General features: G+C 71.5%; 19 protein-coding genes. 10 read left to right on the top strand and 9 right to left on the bottom strand.

All coding sequences use genetic code 11. The features are described 5' to 3' along the window. Positions 1 to 67: 67 nt before the first annotated feature. Positions 68 to 1,699 (top strand): MFS transporter, encoded by a 1,632-nt coding sequence (locus AWQ68_RS23790; RefSeq protein WP_066943789.1) that lies wholly within the window; start codon positions 68 to 70, stop codon positions 1,697 to 1,699. Positions 1,700 to 1,938: 239 nt separating this feature from the next. After that, positions 1,939 to 2,559, top strand: a complete 621-nt coding sequence (locus AWQ68_RS23795) for a TetR/AcrR family transcriptional regulator (RefSeq protein WP_066943791.1) — start codon at positions 1,939 to 1,941, stop codon at positions 2,557 to 2,559. Positions 2,560 to 2,739: 180 nt separating this feature from the next. Here the strand turns inward: AWQ68_RS23795 and AWQ68_RS23800 are convergent, their stop codons facing one another. Together AWQ68_RS23800 and AWQ68_RS23805 are read right to left on the bottom strand one after the other, a co-directional pair. After that, positions 2,740 to 3,633, bottom strand: coding sequence for a GlxA family transcriptional regulator (locus tag AWQ68_RS23800; RefSeq protein ID WP_066943793.1), 894 nt, complete (start codon positions 3,631 to 3,633; stop codon positions 2,740 to 2,742). 11 nt (positions 3,634 to 3,644) lie between these two features. Continuing rightward, entirely contained in the window at positions 3,645 to 4,229 is a 585-nt protein-coding gene (locus AWQ68_RS23805; protein ID WP_066943795.1) for a cysteine hydrolase family protein, read from the bottom strand. A 384-nt stretch (positions 4,230 to 4,613) separates the two neighbouring features. On the opposite strand from AWQ68_RS23805, the gene AWQ68_RS23810 reads away from it, so the two are divergent. Next, complete coding sequence (locus tag AWQ68_RS23810) at positions 4,614 to 5,810, top strand: hypothetical protein (RefSeq protein ID WP_245656060.1); 1,197 nt, start codon at positions 4,614 to 4,616, stop codon at positions 5,808 to 5,810. Between the two features lie 37 nt (positions 5,811 to 5,847). Here the strand turns inward: AWQ68_RS23810 and AWQ68_RS23815 are convergent, their stop codons facing one another. Beyond that, positions 5,848 to 6,429 (bottom strand): Rv1733c family protein, encoded by a 582-nt coding sequence (locus AWQ68_RS23815; protein WP_444543174.1) that lies wholly within the window; start codon positions 6,427 to 6,429, stop codon positions 5,848 to 5,850. Between the two features lie 299 nt (positions 6,430 to 6,728). Between AWQ68_RS23815 and AWQ68_RS23820 the strand changes: the two genes are divergently transcribed. Continuing rightward, complete coding sequence (locus tag AWQ68_RS23820; RefSeq protein ID WP_066943801.1) at positions 6,729 to 7,181, top strand: Hsp20/alpha crystallin family protein; 453 nt, start codon at positions 6,729 to 6,731, stop codon at positions 7,179 to 7,181. Positions 7,182 to 7,363: 182 nt separating this feature from the next. Here the strand turns inward: AWQ68_RS23820 and AWQ68_RS23825 are convergent, their stop codons facing one another. From AWQ68_RS23825 to AWQ68_RS23835, 3 genes are all read right to left on the bottom strand, one after another. Then, positions 7,364 to 8,065 (bottom strand): CBS domain-containing protein, encoded by a 702-nt coding sequence (locus tag AWQ68_RS23825; RefSeq protein ID WP_066943803.1) that lies wholly within the window; start codon positions 8,063 to 8,065, stop codon positions 7,364 to 7,366. A gap of 199 nt (positions 8,066 to 8,264) precedes the next feature. After that, entirely contained in the window at positions 8,265 to 9,275 is a 1,011-nt protein-coding gene (locus AWQ68_RS23830; protein WP_245656067.1) for a zinc-dependent alcohol dehydrogenase family protein, read from the bottom strand. Positions 9,276 to 9,390: 115 nt separating this feature from the next. After that, entirely contained in the window at positions 9,391 to 9,738 is a 348-nt protein-coding gene (locus AWQ68_RS23835; protein WP_066943805.1) for a spore germination protein GerW family protein, read from the bottom strand. 133 nt (positions 9,739 to 9,871) lie between these two features. Between AWQ68_RS23835 and AWQ68_RS23840 the strand changes: the two genes are divergently transcribed. Beyond that, positions 9,872 to 10,726, top strand: coding sequence for a universal stress protein (locus AWQ68_RS23840; RefSeq protein WP_066943807.1), 855 nt, complete (start codon positions 9,872 to 9,874; stop codon positions 10,724 to 10,726). A gap of 148 nt (positions 10,727 to 10,874) precedes the next feature. On the opposite strand, the gene AWQ68_RS23845 is transcribed toward AWQ68_RS23840, so the two are convergent. Both AWQ68_RS23845 and AWQ68_RS23850 read right to left on the bottom strand, forming a co-directional pair. Continuing rightward, entirely contained in the window at positions 10,875 to 11,141 is a 267-nt protein-coding gene (locus AWQ68_RS23845; RefSeq protein WP_066943809.1) for a DUF1876 domain-containing protein, read from the bottom strand. A gap of 104 nt (positions 11,142 to 11,245) precedes the next feature. Further along, the gene (locus AWQ68_RS23850; protein WP_066943811.1) at positions 11,246 to 11,914 is read right to left on the bottom strand and encodes a helix-turn-helix domain-containing protein; all 669 of its coding nucleotides are present in this window, start codon (positions 11,912 to 11,914) and stop codon (positions 11,246 to 11,248) included. Positions 11,915 to 12,137: 223 nt separating this feature from the next. Between AWQ68_RS23850 and AWQ68_RS23855 the strand changes: the two genes are divergently transcribed. Beyond that, positions 12,138 to 12,800: a CBS domain-containing protein gene (locus AWQ68_RS23855; RefSeq protein WP_066943812.1), complete on the top strand. Its 663-nt coding sequence runs from the start codon at positions 12,138 to 12,140 to the stop codon at positions 12,798 to 12,800. A gap of 109 nt (positions 12,801 to 12,909) precedes the next feature. Here AWQ68_RS23855 and AWQ68_RS23860 read toward each other — a convergent pair whose 3' ends face one another. After that, entirely contained in the window at positions 12,910 to 13,551 is a 642-nt protein-coding gene (locus AWQ68_RS23860; protein WP_066943814.1) for a response regulator, read from the bottom strand. Between the two features lie 171 nt (positions 13,552 to 13,722). Here AWQ68_RS23860 and AWQ68_RS23865 point away from each other — a divergent pair, with 171 nt between their 5' ends. The 4 genes from AWQ68_RS23865 to ligD all read left to right on the top strand — a co-directional run bounded on the left by AWQ68_RS23865 (position 13,723) and on the right by ligD (position 16,712). Further along, positions 13,723 to 14,613 carry a universal stress protein gene (locus AWQ68_RS23865; RefSeq protein WP_066943816.1) on the top strand — a complete coding sequence of 297 codons (891 nt, stop codon included), beginning with the start codon at positions 13,723 to 13,725 and terminating at the stop codon, positions 14,611 to 14,613. Then, positions 14,610 to 15,110: a CBS domain-containing protein gene (locus AWQ68_RS23870; RefSeq protein ID WP_066943818.1), complete on the top strand. Its 501-nt coding sequence runs from the start codon at positions 14,610 to 14,612 to the stop codon at positions 15,108 to 15,110. The genes AWQ68_RS23865 and AWQ68_RS23870 overlap by 4 nt, the downstream gene beginning before the upstream one ends. 107 nt (positions 15,111 to 15,217) lie before the next feature. Further along, positions 15,218 to 15,703, top strand: a complete 486-nt coding sequence (locus AWQ68_RS23875) for a flavodoxin domain-containing protein (RefSeq protein WP_066943958.1) — start codon at positions 15,218 to 15,220, stop codon at positions 15,701 to 15,703. Positions 15,704 to 15,737: 34 nt separating this feature from the next. Continuing rightward, positions 15,738 to 16,712 carry a non-homologous end-joining DNA ligase gene (gene ligD, locus AWQ68_RS23880; protein ID WP_066943820.1) on the top strand — a complete coding sequence of 325 codons (975 nt, stop codon included), beginning with the start codon at positions 15,738 to 15,740 and terminating at the stop codon, positions 16,710 to 16,712. Positions 16,713 to 16,792 lie beyond the last annotated feature (80 nt).

Here is a 16,792-nt window from a genome sequence, read left to right on the forward strand (position 1 = left end):
GTAGCGCATGTCCTCCGTGAGCGGGATGGCGGACAGATGGCGACATGGTGTTGCTATTGTTGGCGACATGATGTCGCCAAGTTCCCGTAAGGGCTGGCTGCCCCTCGTCGTGCTCGCGCTCGGGACGTCGATGATCGTCGTGGACGGGACGATCGTGAACGTCGCGGTTCCGGCGATCATCGCGGATCTGGGTCTGACCGCGACCGACGTGGAGTGGGTCAACTCCATCTACTCGCTGATGTTCGCGGCGCTGCTCATCCCGCTCGGGCGTATGGGCGACCTGCGCGGGAGGCGCCGCCTCTTCGCGTCCGGGGTCGCGGTGTTCCTGGCGGCCAGCCTCCTCGCGGCGGCCGCGGGCAGCGGCCCGGCCCTGATCGGTGCCCGGGTGATCCAGGGAGTGGGCGCGGCGATGGTCATCCCGATGACCCTCGCCATCATCAACTCCACGTACACCGGCAGACAGCGGGTGATCGGCTTCGCCGTCTGGGGATCGGTCATCGGCGGCATGGCGGGCGTCGGTCCGCTGCTCGGCGGCTGGCTCGTCACCGAGTACGGCTGGCGCTCCGCGTTCTGGGTCAACCTGCCCATCGGGGCGCTGATCCTCCTCGGCACTTTGCGTGTGCCCGACTCGCGGGACGAGCACGCCTCGGGGCACGACCCGCTGGGCATCGTGCTCGCCGTGATCGGCACCACCTCGGTCGTCTTCGCGCTGATCGAAGGCCAGAAGTACGGCTGGCTCACCCCGCTGCGGCCCGCCGACCTCCTCGGGCTGCGCTTCGAGAGCGTGACCCCCGTCCCCTTCGCGTTCGCGATCGGGATCGCGGCGCTGGTGGCACTGGTGCTGGTCGAACGGTCCCGGCAGCGGGCGGGGCGTCCGGTGCTGGTGGACCTGACCCTTTTCGCACTGCCCAGCTTCCGCTACGGCGCGATGGCGGCCATGGTCATCGCGCTGGGCGAGTTCGGGCTGATCCTCGTGCTGCCGCTGTTCCTGCAGTCGGCGCTCGGCTACAGCGCGTTCCAGACGGGCCTGGTGATCGCCACGCTGGCCCTCGGAACGTTCCTGGCCGGCGGCATGGTCCCCACCCTGGTCAGGAAGGCCAGTTCTCGCGCGGTGGTGCAGATCGGCATCGGCCTGGAGGTCGTCGGCGCGCTCGGCATAGCGCTCTCGCTCGACGCCGACATGAACGCGTGGCGTCCCGTCCCCTGGCTGGTGGTCTACGGGCTGGGGATCGGGTTCGCCTCGGCGCAGCTCACCAGCGTGCTGATGGCCGATGTGCCGCCCAGCCAGTCGGGCCAGGCCTCGGGCATGCAGAGCACCGTACGCCAGGTGGGCGCCGCCCTCGGGGTCGCGGTGCTCGGCGCGGTGCTGGTCACGGGGCTCGGCTCGTCGGTCGAACGCCATCTGGACGGCGTCCCCTCGCAGGTGCGGACCGCCGTCGCGAGCGCCGTACAGGAGAGCGGCGGTGTGGCGATCAGGACGCTGCGCGATCCGGCGATCCACGCGGCGGCGGTGGCGGCCTCCGCCGAGACGACCCGCCGGGTCACTCTGATCGCGGCGCTGATCCTGCTCGCGGGGGTGGGGGCCACGCTCCTGCTCCCACGGGCCGCCGCGCCGGCTCACGGCGTGGGCGCGGAAGCGGCGAACGAGGACGCCGGGAGCACGGGCGGAGAGCACACGGACGCTCCCGCGCGAGGATGACACTCGGAGGCCGTCGATCGGGACGAACCGCGACCTCGGCCGGGGACTGGAGGCGGGCTCCGGCCCTGCTCTCGGAGCAGTCAGGAGATACCCGCCGCGGTATCCGGACCCGCCGACGTCCCCTCTGACGGACGACATCCCGGTATGGCTGGACAAGGGAGGACATCGCGGGCGAGGAGGGACGCGGACGCGCGGCTCGCCGAAGGACCGGATACTGGAGGCCGGTCCAGGAGGTGGAGATGCCAAAGATCAGCGCGGCGACCGTCGCCGACCATCGGGCGAACCAGCACGCCGCCCTGCTCGACGCGGCCCGTGCGATCCTCGCGGAGCAGGGGGTGCAGGCGCTCACACCGGCGGCCGTCGGATCCCGGGTCGGCCTCGCCCGTTCCAGCGTCTACCGCTATTTCGCCTCGACGGCGGACATTCTCGCCCAGCTCGTCGAGGACGCGTTCCCTCGGTGGCTGGTCCGCCTGCGGGACGCGCTGCGGGACACGAGTGACGGCGCGACCCTCGACGACAGGATCCGCGCGTACGGCACGGCGGCGCTGGAGTTCGTCGTCAGCCCTGATTACGCGCTCGTCCCGATCCTTCAGGAGATCGGGCTGCCGGGCGAGTGCCGCGAGCGGGTCGACGAGCTGCACGAATCCCTGGTGGAGCCGCTCAGCGAGGCGTTGGAGGAGGGCGGGTACGACCACGCGAGCCTGCGCGCCCACCTGGCGTGGGGAGTGATCCGCGCCGGCGCTCGCCGCCTCGCGGACGAGAGACGGAGTCGCGGCGGAGAGTACGGGCATCCGGGGGAGGAGCGTCGGGGCGAGATCGTCAGGATCACCCTGGACACACTCTGCCGAGCTCTTCGCTGATCGGAGCGACTCCTTTCACGGCAGCGTCGGAATCCCCGGCCACAACCGGTTCCAGGCCGGGGCGAGCACCCGCCACGCGTCCACTCCCGGCGTCACGCCGAGCACCCACCCCAGGCCACTCCCAGCGCCGCGCCGAGCACGAGCGTCATCACGGCCGCTCCGGCCGAACCTCCGCCGGGCCTACATCCGGGCGCGTAGGCGACGCAGCATCCGCGGGTCGCCGAAGCCGGCTTCGCGGGCGGCGGTCTCAGCCGTCGCGCCTTGCCCGAGGAGGTGTTCGGCCCGTTCCAGCCGCAGCGCGGTCTGGTAGGCCAGAGGCGTGAGGCCGGTCGCATGCCGGAAGAGCCGGGTGACGGTCCGTTCGCTGCATCCGACCGCGTCGGCCAGCATCGAGAGCGTGAGCCGCTGGGTGAAACGCGCGTCGATCAGGTCCTGAATGTGGTGCACGGTCTCGTCGTTGTGACCGCGGTGCCGGAGCATCGCGCTGATCTGGGGCGAGGCTCCCTGACGGCGGCCGTACACCACCATGGCGCGGGCCACCTGGCTGGCGGCGTACGGGCCGCGCCTGGTGCCCAGCAGGTGGAGCGCCACGTCGATGCCGCTGGCCACGCCCGCCGAGGTCACCACCCGCTCGTCCTCGACGTAGAGCACGTCGCGCACAACCTCGGCCGTCGGATAGAGGCGGGCGAGCTCGTCCTGGGTGGCGTGGTGGGTGGTGCAGCGGCGGCCATCGAGCAAGCCGACCCGGCCGAGCGCGTCGGCGCCCGCGCAGATGCCCGCCACGGTGCCGCCGGCCGCGTGATGCTCGCGTAGCCGGCGCAAGGTGTCAGCGCCGGCCATGCGTGTCGGGCCGCGCCAGCCCGGCACGATGACGAGATCGTCCGGTTCCAGGTGGGGCCACACGCGCTCGGCGTGCAGGGGCAGTCCCTGCACGGTGGCGACGTGCGTGTCTTCGGACACGTACGACAGGGTGTGCTCGTAGCCGAGGTCGGCCGCGGTGGAGAAGACCTGGGCCGGTCCGGCCACGTCGAGCAGGTGCACTCGCGGAATGAGCAGGAAGACAACCCGGGGCATGGCCGCCGAGCCTATGCCCCGGCCAGTTCATCGACAGTGCGGATGGTGGCGAACCGTCCCGCGAGCGCGTACTCGGTGCGTGCGACGACATCGGCGACGCCCAGCGTCCGCGGGTCGCTCACCAGCCGCGAGAACGGCAGATCCTGCGGCGCGTCGCGGTGCGGGATGGGGGTGGTCGCGGTGGCGTCGGTGGCGAAGACGACGTCGAAGCCGAGGTCGGAGGCGATCCGGGTGGTGGTTTCGCAGCACTGCTCGGTACGGATGCCGCACATGGTCAAGCGCCGGATGCCGCGACTGGTAAGGATCTGGTGGAGGTTCGTTGTGGTGAAGGCATTGTGCGCGGTCTTGGTGATGAGCGGCTCGCCCAGGTGAGGCTCGAGCCCGTCCATCAGGCGGACGTGCCCCCGCGCCGGATCGAACACGGTGCCGGACCCTGGCCGTGAGCCGAGCACCCACACCACCAGGTCGCCCTGTGCGCGGGCCGCGGCGACCAGACGGTTGACCTGACCGACGATGTCCGGCTGCGACACGAACTCCCAGTCCGGTAGCTGCCGGAAGGACTCCTGGACGTCGATGACGACGAGTGCGTTGTTCACCCGTCAAGGGTGGAGCGATGAGGGGTGAGGGCTGAAGGTGTGAACCGGTCAGCCTGCGGAACGATCTGGTCAGCGGCCTTACGAGATGACACACCCCTTCTCGAGCACGTTCTGACGCGGTGAAGAAAGCGTTCATGTGAGTTCTCTTGATCGTTCCCCTCGCGATGCAAGGCGAAGAGGGAGCGTATTCTCTTTCGTCACATTGTGAACTTCCGTTTCGCCAACAAGGTGGCGACATTCTGGAATGATCGCGGGACATACCTCGTGTTCTTCGAGACTGATGGACAGTGACTGATGCCCCCCATGGATCAAATCGCCGCCTTCACGTCGGATCATCCAGTCGGTACCGCTGTTATCTGTGTATTCGCCCTGATCATCCTGATTTTGGGGTATTTCGCGCTCCGGGCCGCTTATCGGGCGATCATCGACCTATATCGGCGTTTCGCCGCGCCGCGCCCCCCGGAGGACATCCTCACGATCGTCGCCGCGACCATCGCCACGGGCGTTTCCGCCCAGGGCATGTGGCGCTTCTCGGGTGACGTCCTGGGCTTCGACGGCCCCCTTCGCCTTCTGCTCTTCGCCTTCATCGAAGTCGCCGTGATCACCAGCGCCGTACGGGCCCGCCGGAACATGCGGGAGAACTATTCGGCCGGCATCGACGGCATCGCCGTGTGGGTGTTCACCTCCCTTTCGGCGGTGCTGTCCAGCATGGACGCCCGCAGCCTCCCCGAAGCCATGTTCCGGCTGGCCGCCCCGCTCGTCGCGGCCTGGCTCTGGGAGCGCGGCATGGCGATCGAGCGGCACCGCATCACCGGACGGGCCCGCATCAACTGGCGGATCACCCCTGAGCGCGTCATGGTCCGCATCGGGCTCGCCGAGGCGGGCGACCGCACGGCCAGCGAGGTGGACGCGCACCGCCGGCTCACCCGCGTGGCGCTTGCCGCCAAGCGGGCCCGCGCGCTGCGCGCCGCCGGGGCGTCCGACCGGAAGATGCGCGCCGCGCTCAGGAAGCTCGACCGCGCGATGGACCAGGCGGTGGAGTACACGGGGCTGGCCGTGGACGCCGAGCGGCAGGAGGCGCTGCTGTCCCAGATCGGGGCGCTCTACAACACGTCCGCCCTGATCGACCTGAGCCCGCCCGTCCCGTGGGCGTCCGAAGAAGAGGAGGAGAAGCAGGCCGTACGTCCCATGCACGCCGCGCTCCTCGCCGCCGGCGCGCCGGGAGCGGCCGCGGCGCTCCTCGACGACGAGGACGACGACGAGGAGGGACGTGAGGCGGCCGAGCCGGCGCCCCCGGTCGACACGGCCCAGCGCGCCGCGCTGATGCGCGCGGCCCGCCAGTACTGGGACAGGGAGATCGAACGCCGGTTCGTGCCCCGCGCCGCCGACATCGCGCACGAGATCGGCATCCCGCTGGCGACCGCCCGTGAATACCGCGCGCTGTGGAAGCTGGAGCCCAAGGCCCACGCGCTGCTGGAGGCCGCGTACAACGAGCACGGGATCATCGACACCGGGACGTTCCCGGCGATCACCGCGCCGGAGAGCGTCGTGACGGTGAACGGTTCCGCGGCGAGCCGTTGAGCCGCGTGGGCGGTGACGCCGACGCGGGCGTAGGCGATCAGTAGCGGCGGGCCCAGCGCGGCTCGACGCTCGTCCAGGCCTCCTCCCAGCGCCTCCGGTTGAGGCGCCGCATGGTGCGACGGAGGAGGCCGACGAGCATCGCCGGCACCGCGGCGAGCCCGGAGAGCGCCGCGAGGGCGACGATCGCGGTCGCCATGATGATCTCCACGGCACCGGCGGGCTCCCGGGACGGCTCGTTGTGCGCGTCGACCCAGATGTTCACCGTCGTGCCGACGGTGGCGGTGCCCCTGACCGGGATCACCGCTTGGTGGACCCTGCCGTCGGGCGTCTGCCAGCGGGCGCCGGCCCGGAGCTCGGCCGTGCCGCCCAGCCGCGACGCCTGGCTGGAGGAGGGCTGCTCGTACAGCGTCGCCGTCACCCGATGCTTGCCCGCGTTCTCCGACTGCGCGGTCACGTACGCCGTGCGGGTGGCGAAGTAGGTCCCCACAGGAATGATCGCGGTGAAGAGGACGAGCAGCGTGATGAGGATCATCGATTCCACATGATCGGCCGTGCGGCGCAGGGGATTGTGATCCAGGCCCAGGAACCGGGCGAGCCTTGCTGATATCGGCGTATTCATCCCATACCTCCACACGTACCCGACCGTAGGGAACCGGCCGAGGCCGGGCACAGTGCTGATCGGCCCGGCTCTGGAGGGACCTTCGTCCGTACCCGCGCGGCGCGGTGTCGCGGCGCGTACGGACGCGTCCGGTGCGGCGTCGAGGTGTCTCCGGGATGTCCGAGTAGGGGCGGATCGGTGGTGAGGGGACAACCGGTCGCGGCCGATGGTCCCTGCGGTCCGGGACCTGAGGCCCTGACACGGCACACACTCCCGGTGATGTCATGGAAGGGAAGGCTCGCATGCGAAGGGAGTCGGAGATGGGTGCCATCGCACGCAGGGAGTCCGGATGGCCCTTCCCGGATCTGCTGGAACTGCTGGAATCGCCGCTGATGGGGATGCGCTCGTCCGCCGAGCTGATCCGAATCGAGGACTACGTGGAAGGCGACCGGTACATCGTACGGGCCGAGCTTCCGGGCATTGACCCATCGCAGAATGTCGACATCACCCTCACCAACGGGGTGCTCGAAATACGCGCGGAGAAGAGTGAGGAGACGAGGGAGCGCCGCCGCTCCGAGTTCCACTACGGGTCGCTCTACCGCTCCATCACGCTTCCGCCGGATGTTCAGGAGGACGACGTCCAGGCCACGTACAAGGACGGTGTCCTCGAGGTGAGCGTCGGCCTGGAGAAGGAGAAGAAGCCCGAGAGGCGGAGGATCCCGATCCAGCGGACGCCGGGCGAGGAAGGCCCGCAGACCGGAGAGGCGACCTGACTCCGAGACAATCGGGGCGGGGGCCGGTGGGCTCCCGCCCTTTCACTGTCACGGGAGCGACGCCGTCCACGCGCCTCGGGCGTCCGGTCCGTCTGGCCGTGATCTGCTCGTGGCTGCGCCGAGCGCCCTGGCCTGCTGGGACGGCGCGTCGGCCTCGCGGGTGGACGCGCCGGGGAGTGCAGTCAGCGGCGGCTCCACCGTGAGGTGTCGTCCTCTTCCCACTCCAGCTTGTCGACGACGTCGATCACGCCGTGGACCCGGCGGGCCATGGCGACCACGATGGCGGCGTCGCTGCGCCGGGTCGTCCACCCGGTCAGCGTGACGACCCCCTGACGCACGTCCGCCTCGATCCGCGAGTTCTCCGCCCACAGCGAGTGCCCGACGACGTCCTCGTATATCTCCTTGGCGAGGTCGGCGTCGCTGCGTACGAACACCCGGAGCATGTCCTGGCGGCTGATGATGCCGATGAGGACGCCGTTCGCGTCCACGACGGGCAGCCTCTTCACCCCGTGCTGGTCCATCAGCCGGATCGCCGCGACGACGGAGGCGCCGGGCGGGACGGTCACCGCCGGGGACGTCATCAGCTCCGCGGCGGTCTCGCCGTGGGCGGTGTCCCTGATGCTGTGGTTCTTCTCGGTGAGGCGGTGCCGCAGGCGGGCGCGCAGCGGCGGATGGTAGCCCTCTCCGTAGTACTGCTCCTTGAACTGCTCCTTGCGCAGCAGATCGGCCTCGGAGATGACCCCGATCACGTGGCCCTCGTCATCCACCACCGGTACGGCGCTCACACTGTGCGCGATGAGCACTTCCGCGACGTCCTTGAAAGAGGTGCCTCCGTCGACGGACACCACATGCGGGGCCATGACGTCCCTCACTTTGACGCGCATCACGTGCCTCCAAACACGGTCGGGAAAACGGTGGGAATGCCCGACCACCATCCAAGTGGCGCGGGGCGGCGGCGGGCAGAGGTCGGAAGTCCCGAAACGGAGGGCACTTCGGACGTAGAGCGCAGCTCATGCCCGCCCCGGCCTCCCACCGCGGCAGGCCTCGGAGCGTACGGTCGGCGGCACGCGGGTTCCTCCTCCTCTACGGCAGGAGCACGGCCGCGCCCTCGACGCGGTCGGCGGCGAGATCGGCCAGGGCCTGGTCGGCGGCCTCGAAGGGGTAGGGCGTGGTCGCGACCCGGGGAGGGTGCAGCGCGGCGAGTTCGAGGAACGCCCGCCCGTCCGCGCGGGTGTTCGCCGTGACGCTGCGCAGGGTCCGCTCCTGGAACAGGTGGCGTTCGTAGTTGAGCACCGGGATGTCGGTCAGGTGGATCCCCGCCACGGCGAGCGTCCCGCCGCGGTCCAGGGCCGCGAGGGCGGGCGGCACGAGGTCGCCCACCGGCGCGAACAGGATGGCCGCGTCCAGCGGCTCGGGCGGCGGGTCCCATGCCCCGCCCGCCGACCGCGCGCCCAGCTCCAGGGCCAGCTCCCGCGCCTGCTCCGATCGCGTCATCACGTGCACGGCGGAGCCCTGGGCGATGGCGACCTGCGCCGTCAGGTGGGCCGAGGCGCCGAAGCCGTAGATCCCGAGACGGCCCCCGGGCGGCAGGTCGGCGCGGAGCAGGGCCCGATAGCCGATGATCCCCGCGCACAGCAGCGGCGCGAGCGTCTCGGCGGCGCCGTCGTCCGGCAGGGGGTACGCGAAGCCCGCCGGCACGGTGACGTACTCGGCGTAGCCGCCGTCGGCGTCCCAGCCGGTGTAGGTGGACGCCGGGCAGAGGTTCTCCGCTCCGCGCAGGCAGTAGCGGCAGCGTCCGCACGTCGAGCGCAGCCAGGCCACGCCCACCCTGGCGCCGAGCAGCGGGGCCTCCGCTCCGGGGCCGTGCGCGGCCACCCTGCCGACGACCTCGTGGCCGGGGACGGTCCTCGGCCGCCGCGGAGGCAGGTCGCCCTCCGCCAGATGGAGGTCCGTACGGCAGACCGCGCACGCCTCGACACGTACGAGCAGCTCGCCGGGGCCGGGGGTGGGGATCGGGAGCCGCGTCCGTTCGAGGGGACGCGTGGCGATCGGGCCCGGACGGGCGACCACCCAGGCGTCCATCCCGGCGTCCATGATGGTCAATCCTCTCGTCCTCCAGGTGCGTGGCGGTGTTCGGTACGCCGTTCCGGCGCAGTCGGGGGAGTCCTGACAGTGGGGTAGGCCCTCATGGCCGGCCGGGGAGCCGCGGTCAGCGTCTCCTCGCCCGGAGGCGCGCGATCGTCCGGATGGTCAACAGCGCGACCACCAGGACGAACTGGCCTCCTATGATCACCTTGTTGACGTCCACCACGGGTTGCCAGCGCACGGTGCCGTCTTTGATCACGAACACTCCGGCCGGGCTCGCGCCGAGGCCGAATCCGGCGCCCAGGCCCTCCGCGGGGTTGTCGCCCTCCTGCTTGCCGCTGCCGCCCCCTCCGCCTCCCGCGACCCGGGCGACCGGGATGACCGTTATGCCGTCCTGAACGATCGGTTCGCCGAACACGCGTTTGACCGTGGCTTTGTCCTGTGCTTGCTCGATCATCTGGATGATGTCCATCACGACCCCCTTTGCGGCGAATGTCCCTCTATCCATTCCCGCGTACGGCGACCGCGAAAGGCGGAAAACCGCACCTCCGGACGTGGCCGGGTACACAGGGACCTGTGAGGGTTCGCGATGAAGGAGAGAAAAGATGATCATCGTTGGTGTCGACGGTTCCGCGGCGGGGCTGGAGGCCGCCGCCTGGGCGGCTCGTGAGGCGGCGCTGCGCGGCGCCCCTTTGCGCGTGGTCCACGCGATGCCGAAGTGGGCCTCCGAGATGCCTCCCCATGGTCCGTACACGGACGTGGCGAGGTGGATGCGCGAAGGGGCCGACTCCGTCGTCGCCGAGGCGTTGGACCGGATCGGCGAGCAGGAAGGCGACGTCGCCGTCGAGTCCGCCCTCTTGCCCGGGGACGCCCGGACCGCGTTGATCAAGGCCGCGAAGGAGGCGGAGCTGCTCGTGGTCGGCAACCACGGGCTCGGCGGCTTCCGCGGGCTTCTGCTGGGCTCCGTGGCGCTTGGTGTGGCCGGGAGGGCGCCGTCCCCTGTCGTCGTGGTCCGCACGCTCCCGGCGGAGGGCCGCCGCAGGATCGTGGTGGGCGTGGACGGGTCGCCGTCGAACGCCGACGCCGTCGAGTTCGCGTTCGCCGAGGCCGCCCTTCAGGACGTGGAACTGCACGCCGTCCACGCATGGCGGGGGCTGGTCGCCGGCGGCGGCTTCGAGGCCGCCGCGTCCGCGCAGGAGGAGGACGGCCTGCGCGCCATGCTGTCCGAGGCGCTGGCGGGCCCGGCGCGCCGCCATCCCGAGGTGAAGGTCACCGAGCACGTCGTCAACGGGCACCCGGTCGAGGTGCTGAAGGAGGCGTCGACCGGGGCGGGGCTCCTCGTCGTCGGGTCCCGGGGGCGCGGCGACCTGGCCGGGCTGGTGCTCGGCTCCGTCAGCAACGCTCTCCTCCAGCACGCCGACTGCCCGGTGGCCGTGACCCCGCCGCCCCGGGAGCCGTGACCTCGCACGGCGCGATCCAGGCATGTACGGGCCTCCGCCCAGGGGAGTGATTCACCGCGCCCGGGAGCCGTGAGACGCGAACGGAGGCGGGGCCGGTTGTTCACCGGACCCGCCCCCGTTCCAGATTCCGCGGGCGACCCGAGAAGGCTCAGCGGGACCGGGACGCCGCGGCGAACTGGGCCACGTCCTCGGCGCCGTCCTCGATCAGTTTGGCCGCCAGGTCGGACAGGGCGCGCCCTGCCGCCAGCTCGTCCCCGATCTCCGGCACCGGCCGGTCATGCGGGTTACGCCGGGCGTGTGCCACGCTCTCGTGCCGGGTGCCGTCACCCGCGTGCAGCACGGCCCTGGCCGTGGTCACCTGGTCGGTCTCGTCCTCGTCGATGAAGATCTCGACGTTCCATTCCTTGCGCTCCATAGCGAACACACCTCCCGATTTCAGCGTCCCCTTGGTCCATGGCGAACGGAAGGGACTTTTGTCCTGGCATGTCGCTATTTGTGACTTTTGTGGAGAATTTACTGTCAAAAGCCGCGGATCCGGCGGCCGCTGATGGTGTGCGGCACGATCCTGATGTACGCCTCGCGCACGCCTCCGGCCCAGGGCTCCACCCCGGTGCCGGCCGCCTCCTCCAACTCGTCCGCCGAGACGTGGTGCGCGGGCCCCTGGACGAGGACGCTCCACCCCTCGCGGTTGACCTCGTCGATGTGGTCGACCTCGAAGCCGATCGTCAGCTCGACGCCCTCCAAACCGGTGCGCACCGCCTCCTCCATCGGCCCGCCGTACTGGGTGCGGAAGACGATCGCGCCCTTGTGGACCTTGAAATTCACGGGGAGGACCGTCGGCCCGGAGTGCCCGCTGAAGGCGACCCTGCCCACGCCGCCCGGCTCGATCAGGCGCATGCACTCCTCGGGGTCGAGCGCGTGCAGCACCGGGTGCGCCGCGGCCGGTCCCTGGCCGGGAGGCCGGTCCATGCCGGCGCCGAGCAGATCGTCGGTGGTGGTCTCCAGCGCCGCGGCGAGCCGCAGCAGCGCCTCCTCCGTGATCGAGGCGGCGGACTCCTCGACGTACTCCACGAAACCGGGCGCCATGCCCGCGCGCTCGGCCAGATCCTCACGGCTGAGTCCCAGGCGCTTGCGGTGATGGGCGATGCGGCGGCCAAGGTCACCGGGCGAGACCGTTCGGCGGGACATCGGCTCCCCTCTCTTCATCGGGGGTCATGACACCTTCAGAAGCGACGGTACGCCGTGCCCGCCGCCGTCGTCGCGATACCCCTGCCAAGACCGCTTATACCGCTCTAAGCGGGGCATTCTGGGACCTAAGCCCTGCGTGCGGAGGACGTACGCCGCTGCCCGGGGGCTCCGCCCCGGGCAGACCCTGGTCGGGAGCGAGGGAGCGGCAGCGAGGGAGGACGCCATGTCCGTCACCGTCAAAGACGTCATGGGACGTGTGGCCATCGCGGTCCAGGAGGACGCGGGCTTCGCGGACATCGCCGCCGCGATGGAGAGGTTCAGGGTGGGCGCGGTGGCGGTGATCGACGCCGAGCGCCGGCCCGTCGGCGTCGTCTCGGAGGACGACCTGCTGCTCCACGAGACCGGCGCGCCCGGAGGTCCCGGCGCGCTCCTGGACCCGGGCAGGCGGCGGCGCGAGCAACGCAAGGCGATCGGCGTCACCGCCGCCGAGATCATGACCACGCCGCCGGTGACCGTGACCCCGGGAACCCCCGTACGGGTCGCCGCGCGGCTGATGCACGAGAAGCGGATCAAGCAGCTTCCCGTGGTCGACCCGGTCAGCGGGCGCATCGCCGGGACCGTCCACCAGTCCGACCTGCTCCGGGTCTTCAACCGGCCGGTGGAGGACATCCGCGCCGACATCGCCGAGGTGCTCGGGCGCGAGGCCGACCCGGAGTGCCTGGACGTCCTCATCGAGTGCGGCATGGTCACCATCCGGGGCCGGGTGCGCAGGCGCTCGCAGATCTGCCACCTCGTCGAGGCGGTACGTGCGGTCGAGGGCGTGATCGGCGTGACGACCGAGATCACCTTCGCCAAGAACGACCTCGTGGTGCCGCCGCTGCACTGATGCCAGAGCCCGAGGCCACGGGGCCCGGTGTTCCGCCGAGGCGCGGCGACGCCGGGCGTCCTCAAGCACCGGTCACTCGCCGCGGTCGACCTTGAGGCCAGGGCCCCGGTCACTCCCCGCGGTTGACCTTGAGCCGCGCGGCCAGGGCCGCCGCCTGCGTGCGCCGCTGCATGTTGAGCTTGCTCAGCAGGTTGGACACGTAGTTCTTGACGGTCTTCTCGGCCAGGTAGAGCCGCTCGCCGATCTGCCGGTTGGTCAGCCCCTCGCCGATCAGCTCCAGGATGTGCCGCTCCTGCTCCGACAGGGCGGCGAGCGGATCGCGCTTGTCGGCCTGCTCGCGCAGGCGCTGCAGCATGGTCGCCGTCGTCTGCGGGTCGAGCAGCGACTGCCCGGAGGCCACCGTCCGTACCGCGCCGACCAGGTCGGAGCCGTGGATCTGCTTGAGCACGTATCCGGCGGCCCCGGCCATCACGGCGTCGAACAGCGCCTCGTCGTCGGCGAAGGACGTCAACATGAGGCAGGCCAGCTCGGGCATCCGCGAGCGCACCTCCCGGCAGACGTCGACGCCGTTGCCGTCGGGCAGCCGTACGTCGAGGACGGCGACGTCCGGCTTGAGCGCCGGGATGCGGGCGATCGCGGACTCGGCCGTGCCCGCCTCGCCGATGACCTCGATGTCGTCCTCGGCCTCGAGCAGGGCCGCCACACCGCGCCGCACGACCTCGTGATCGTCCAGGAGGAATACACGAATCATGTGATGCACGCTAGCGTCCGATTCGCCTGGATGGGTAGGCGGCCGGGACGAGGCCGGTCGCTCCGCCACGCGGGAGGCGGAGGTCCCGGAATCATGGGACGTTCGGCCGCTGGGCGGCCGAGAGCCGGATGATGGAATGGAACTTCACCGGCCCCGAGAAGGAGACGCGCCATGACCGCACCCATCGTCGTCGGAGTGGACGGTTCCCCGCAGTCGACCGCGGCGGTGGACTGGGCCGCCGACGACGCGTCCCGCCGGGATGCGCCGCTGAAGATCGTGCACGTCCGCGAGCCGTGGGCGCACCGGTACCCCTTCCACGGCGTCGAGGGGTACGACCAGTCGCTCTCCGAACACTGCGAGGGTGTGATCAACGCGGCCGCGCAGCGGGCGCGGGAACGGGTCCCCGGGCTCTCCGTCACCGCGGAGCTGGCCTCCGGCACGGTCGTGGAGAAGCTGAAGGCCGAGTCCCGGAAGGCCGCCGCCATGGTGGTCGGCAGCCGGGGCATGGGCGGCTTCGCCGGGCTCGTGCTCGGCTCCGTCGGATTGGGCCTGGCAGGTCACGCCGCCTGCCCCGTCGTGATCGTGCGCGGACCGGGCAAGGACGTGCGCGGGCCGGACGAGGAGGCGGGGCGGGAGATCGTCGTCGGCTTCGACGGCTCCGAGAACTCCGAGGTCGCCATGCGGTACGCGTTCGAGGAGGCCGCGCTGCGCGGGGTCCCGGTGCGGGTGGTCCACGCCTGGCAGGTGCCCGCGTTCACCCCGTTCGCGATCGGCTACACGCGGGCGCTGGACGAGGTCTTCGAGCAGAGCGCGGACACCGCCCGCCGGCGGGTCGCGCCGTGGCACGACAAGTACCCCGACGTGCGGGTGGAGCAGTCCTTCGTCTGCGGGCACCCGATCGCGGTCCTGTCGGAGTTCTCGCGCCAGGCCGACCTTCTCGTGGTCGGATCCCGTGGCCTCGGCGCGTTCGGCTCCGCCGTGCTGGGATCGGTCGGCCACGGCGTCCTGCACCGGGCTCACTGCGCCGTCGCCGTCGTGGGCCGGGGAGAGGAGGAGCGATGAGCGTGGAGGACCTGACCGCGGAGCAGATCATGACCCGTGTGCTCGTCACGGTCACCGCGGAGGAGTCGCCGCTGATGGCGTGGGAGTTGATGCGCCGCGCCGACGTCCACCACCTGCCCGTCGTGGACGACACCTGCCACGTCCTCGGCATCCTGACCAGGGAGGACGTCGCCGCCACCTGGAGCGGCGGCGGCCCGGACGAGCACTCGCGCCGCCAGGTGCGCACCCTCCTCGGCCGGCGTCGCCTGCCGAAGGTGGGGCCGGATCACACGCTGTCGCGGATCACCTGCGTCATGCTCGACGTGGGCTGCGACGCCGTACCCGTCGTCTCCGCGGCGGGCAGGCTGCTCGGCCTGATCACGGTCAGCGACGTGCTGAAGGCGGTGGCGGGCCGCGCCTGCCGCGACGAGGAGCGGGGCGAGCAGGGCCGGACACGGGAGAGCGGCGAGGTGCGGACCGGGCTGTTCCACCTCAACCCCGTCCTCCCGCCCGACTGAGCGGTACCGCCGGCGCCGCCGGGGGACCAACGGCGCGCCCCGCACCGACCTTCGGCCCTGACCGCCCTCCGTGCCCGTCCGGAGACTGATCACCGGAGGTGATCTTGATGGCACGGGTACTGGTCGCGTACGGCTCCACGAGGGGGGCCACGGCCGAGATCGCGGAATGGATCGGCCAGGCGCTGCGCGAGGAGGGCCACCACGCCGACGTCGTCGCGGCGGCGGACGCCCGCGAGGTGCGGGGACACGACGTGGTGATCCTCGGGGGCGCGCTCTACGCCCGGCGGTGGCACAAGGACGCCCGGAGGTTCGCCCTCCGCCACGCGGCGACCCTGCGGGCTCTGTCGGTGTGGCTGTTCAGCAGCGGCCCGCTGGACGACTCGGCCGTGGAGGAGGACATCCCGCCGACGCCGAACGTCGCCCGCTGGTGCGTCCGGCTGGAGGCCCTCGGCCACGCCACGTTCGGAGGGCGGCTGGCGTCCGACGCCACCGGCTTCGCCGCGTCCGCGATGGCCAGGACCATGGCCGGGGACTTCCGCGACCGCGGGCAGATCACGGCGTGGGCGAAGGCGGTCGCCCGCGAGCTGGGGTGACGAACCGGCCGCCCGCCGGGGTAGGAGCCCCCGCATGGGGCACCTTCCGGCGTACGCGCCGATGACGGCCCGGCTGGGGGAGCTGCCGCCGGAGTCGCAGGACGCGTTGTTCGGCTTCGAGATGAAGTGGGACGGCGTGCGCGCCCTCGGCTATGTCGAGGACGGGCGGCTGCGGCTGATCTCGCGCAACGGGCTGGACGTCACGGTCGCCTATCCCGAGCTGGGGCCCCTCGCCGGCGCCGTCGTGGACGAGTCCGTGCTGGACGGGGAGATCGTCGCGTTCGGACCCCGGGGGCTGCCCAGCTTCGCCGCCCTCCAGCCGCGGATGCACCAGCGCGACCCCGCCAAGATCAGACTGCTGGCGCGGGCAACTCCGGTGACGTACCTGATCTTCGACATCCTGCACGTCGGGGGTGGATCGACGATCCGCCGGCCGTACGTCGAGCGGCGCGCACTGCTCGACCGCACGGTGGTGGCGGGGGAGCGCTGGGACGTGCCGCCGTACTCCCCCGGAGGCGGCGCGACCGCCTTCGAGACCAGCCGCGAGCTGCTCCTGGAGGGCGTGGTCGCCAAGCGGCTGACCTCGACGTACCAGCCGGGGCGGCGCAGCGCGGACTGGATCAAGATCAAGCACTTCCGTACCCAGGAGGTGGTGATCGGCGGGTGGAAGCCGGGCGAGGGCAGACGCGCCAAGGGCATCGGCTCACTGCTGCTCGGCGTCCACGACCCGGAGGGACGGCTGGTCTACGCCGGACACGTGGGGACCGGCTTCACCGAGGCGATGCTCGCCGATCTGGGGGCGCTGCTGGCGCCGCTCGCCCGCGAGACCAGCCCGTTCGCGGACGAGGTGCCGCGCGAGCACGCCCGCCACGCCCGCTGGACCGCCCCCGCCCTCGTCGGCGAGGTGCGGTACGCCGAGTGGACCGCCGACGGCCGGCTCCGCCACCCGAGCTGGCGCGGCCTGCGGCCGGACCGCCGCGCCGAGGACGTGGTCCGCGAGCCGGGCTGATCGGCGGCTCCGCCCGTACGGCGACGTCCGAAGCGGCGATCGGCGCGGCGGCGTGGGGCCGAGGATTTGGACGGCGCGAC

Source organism: Microtetraspora fusca, assembly GCF_001570365.1.
Lineage (GTDB): Bacteria > Actinomycetota > Actinomycetes > Streptosporangiales > Streptosporangiaceae > Microtetraspora > Microtetraspora fusca.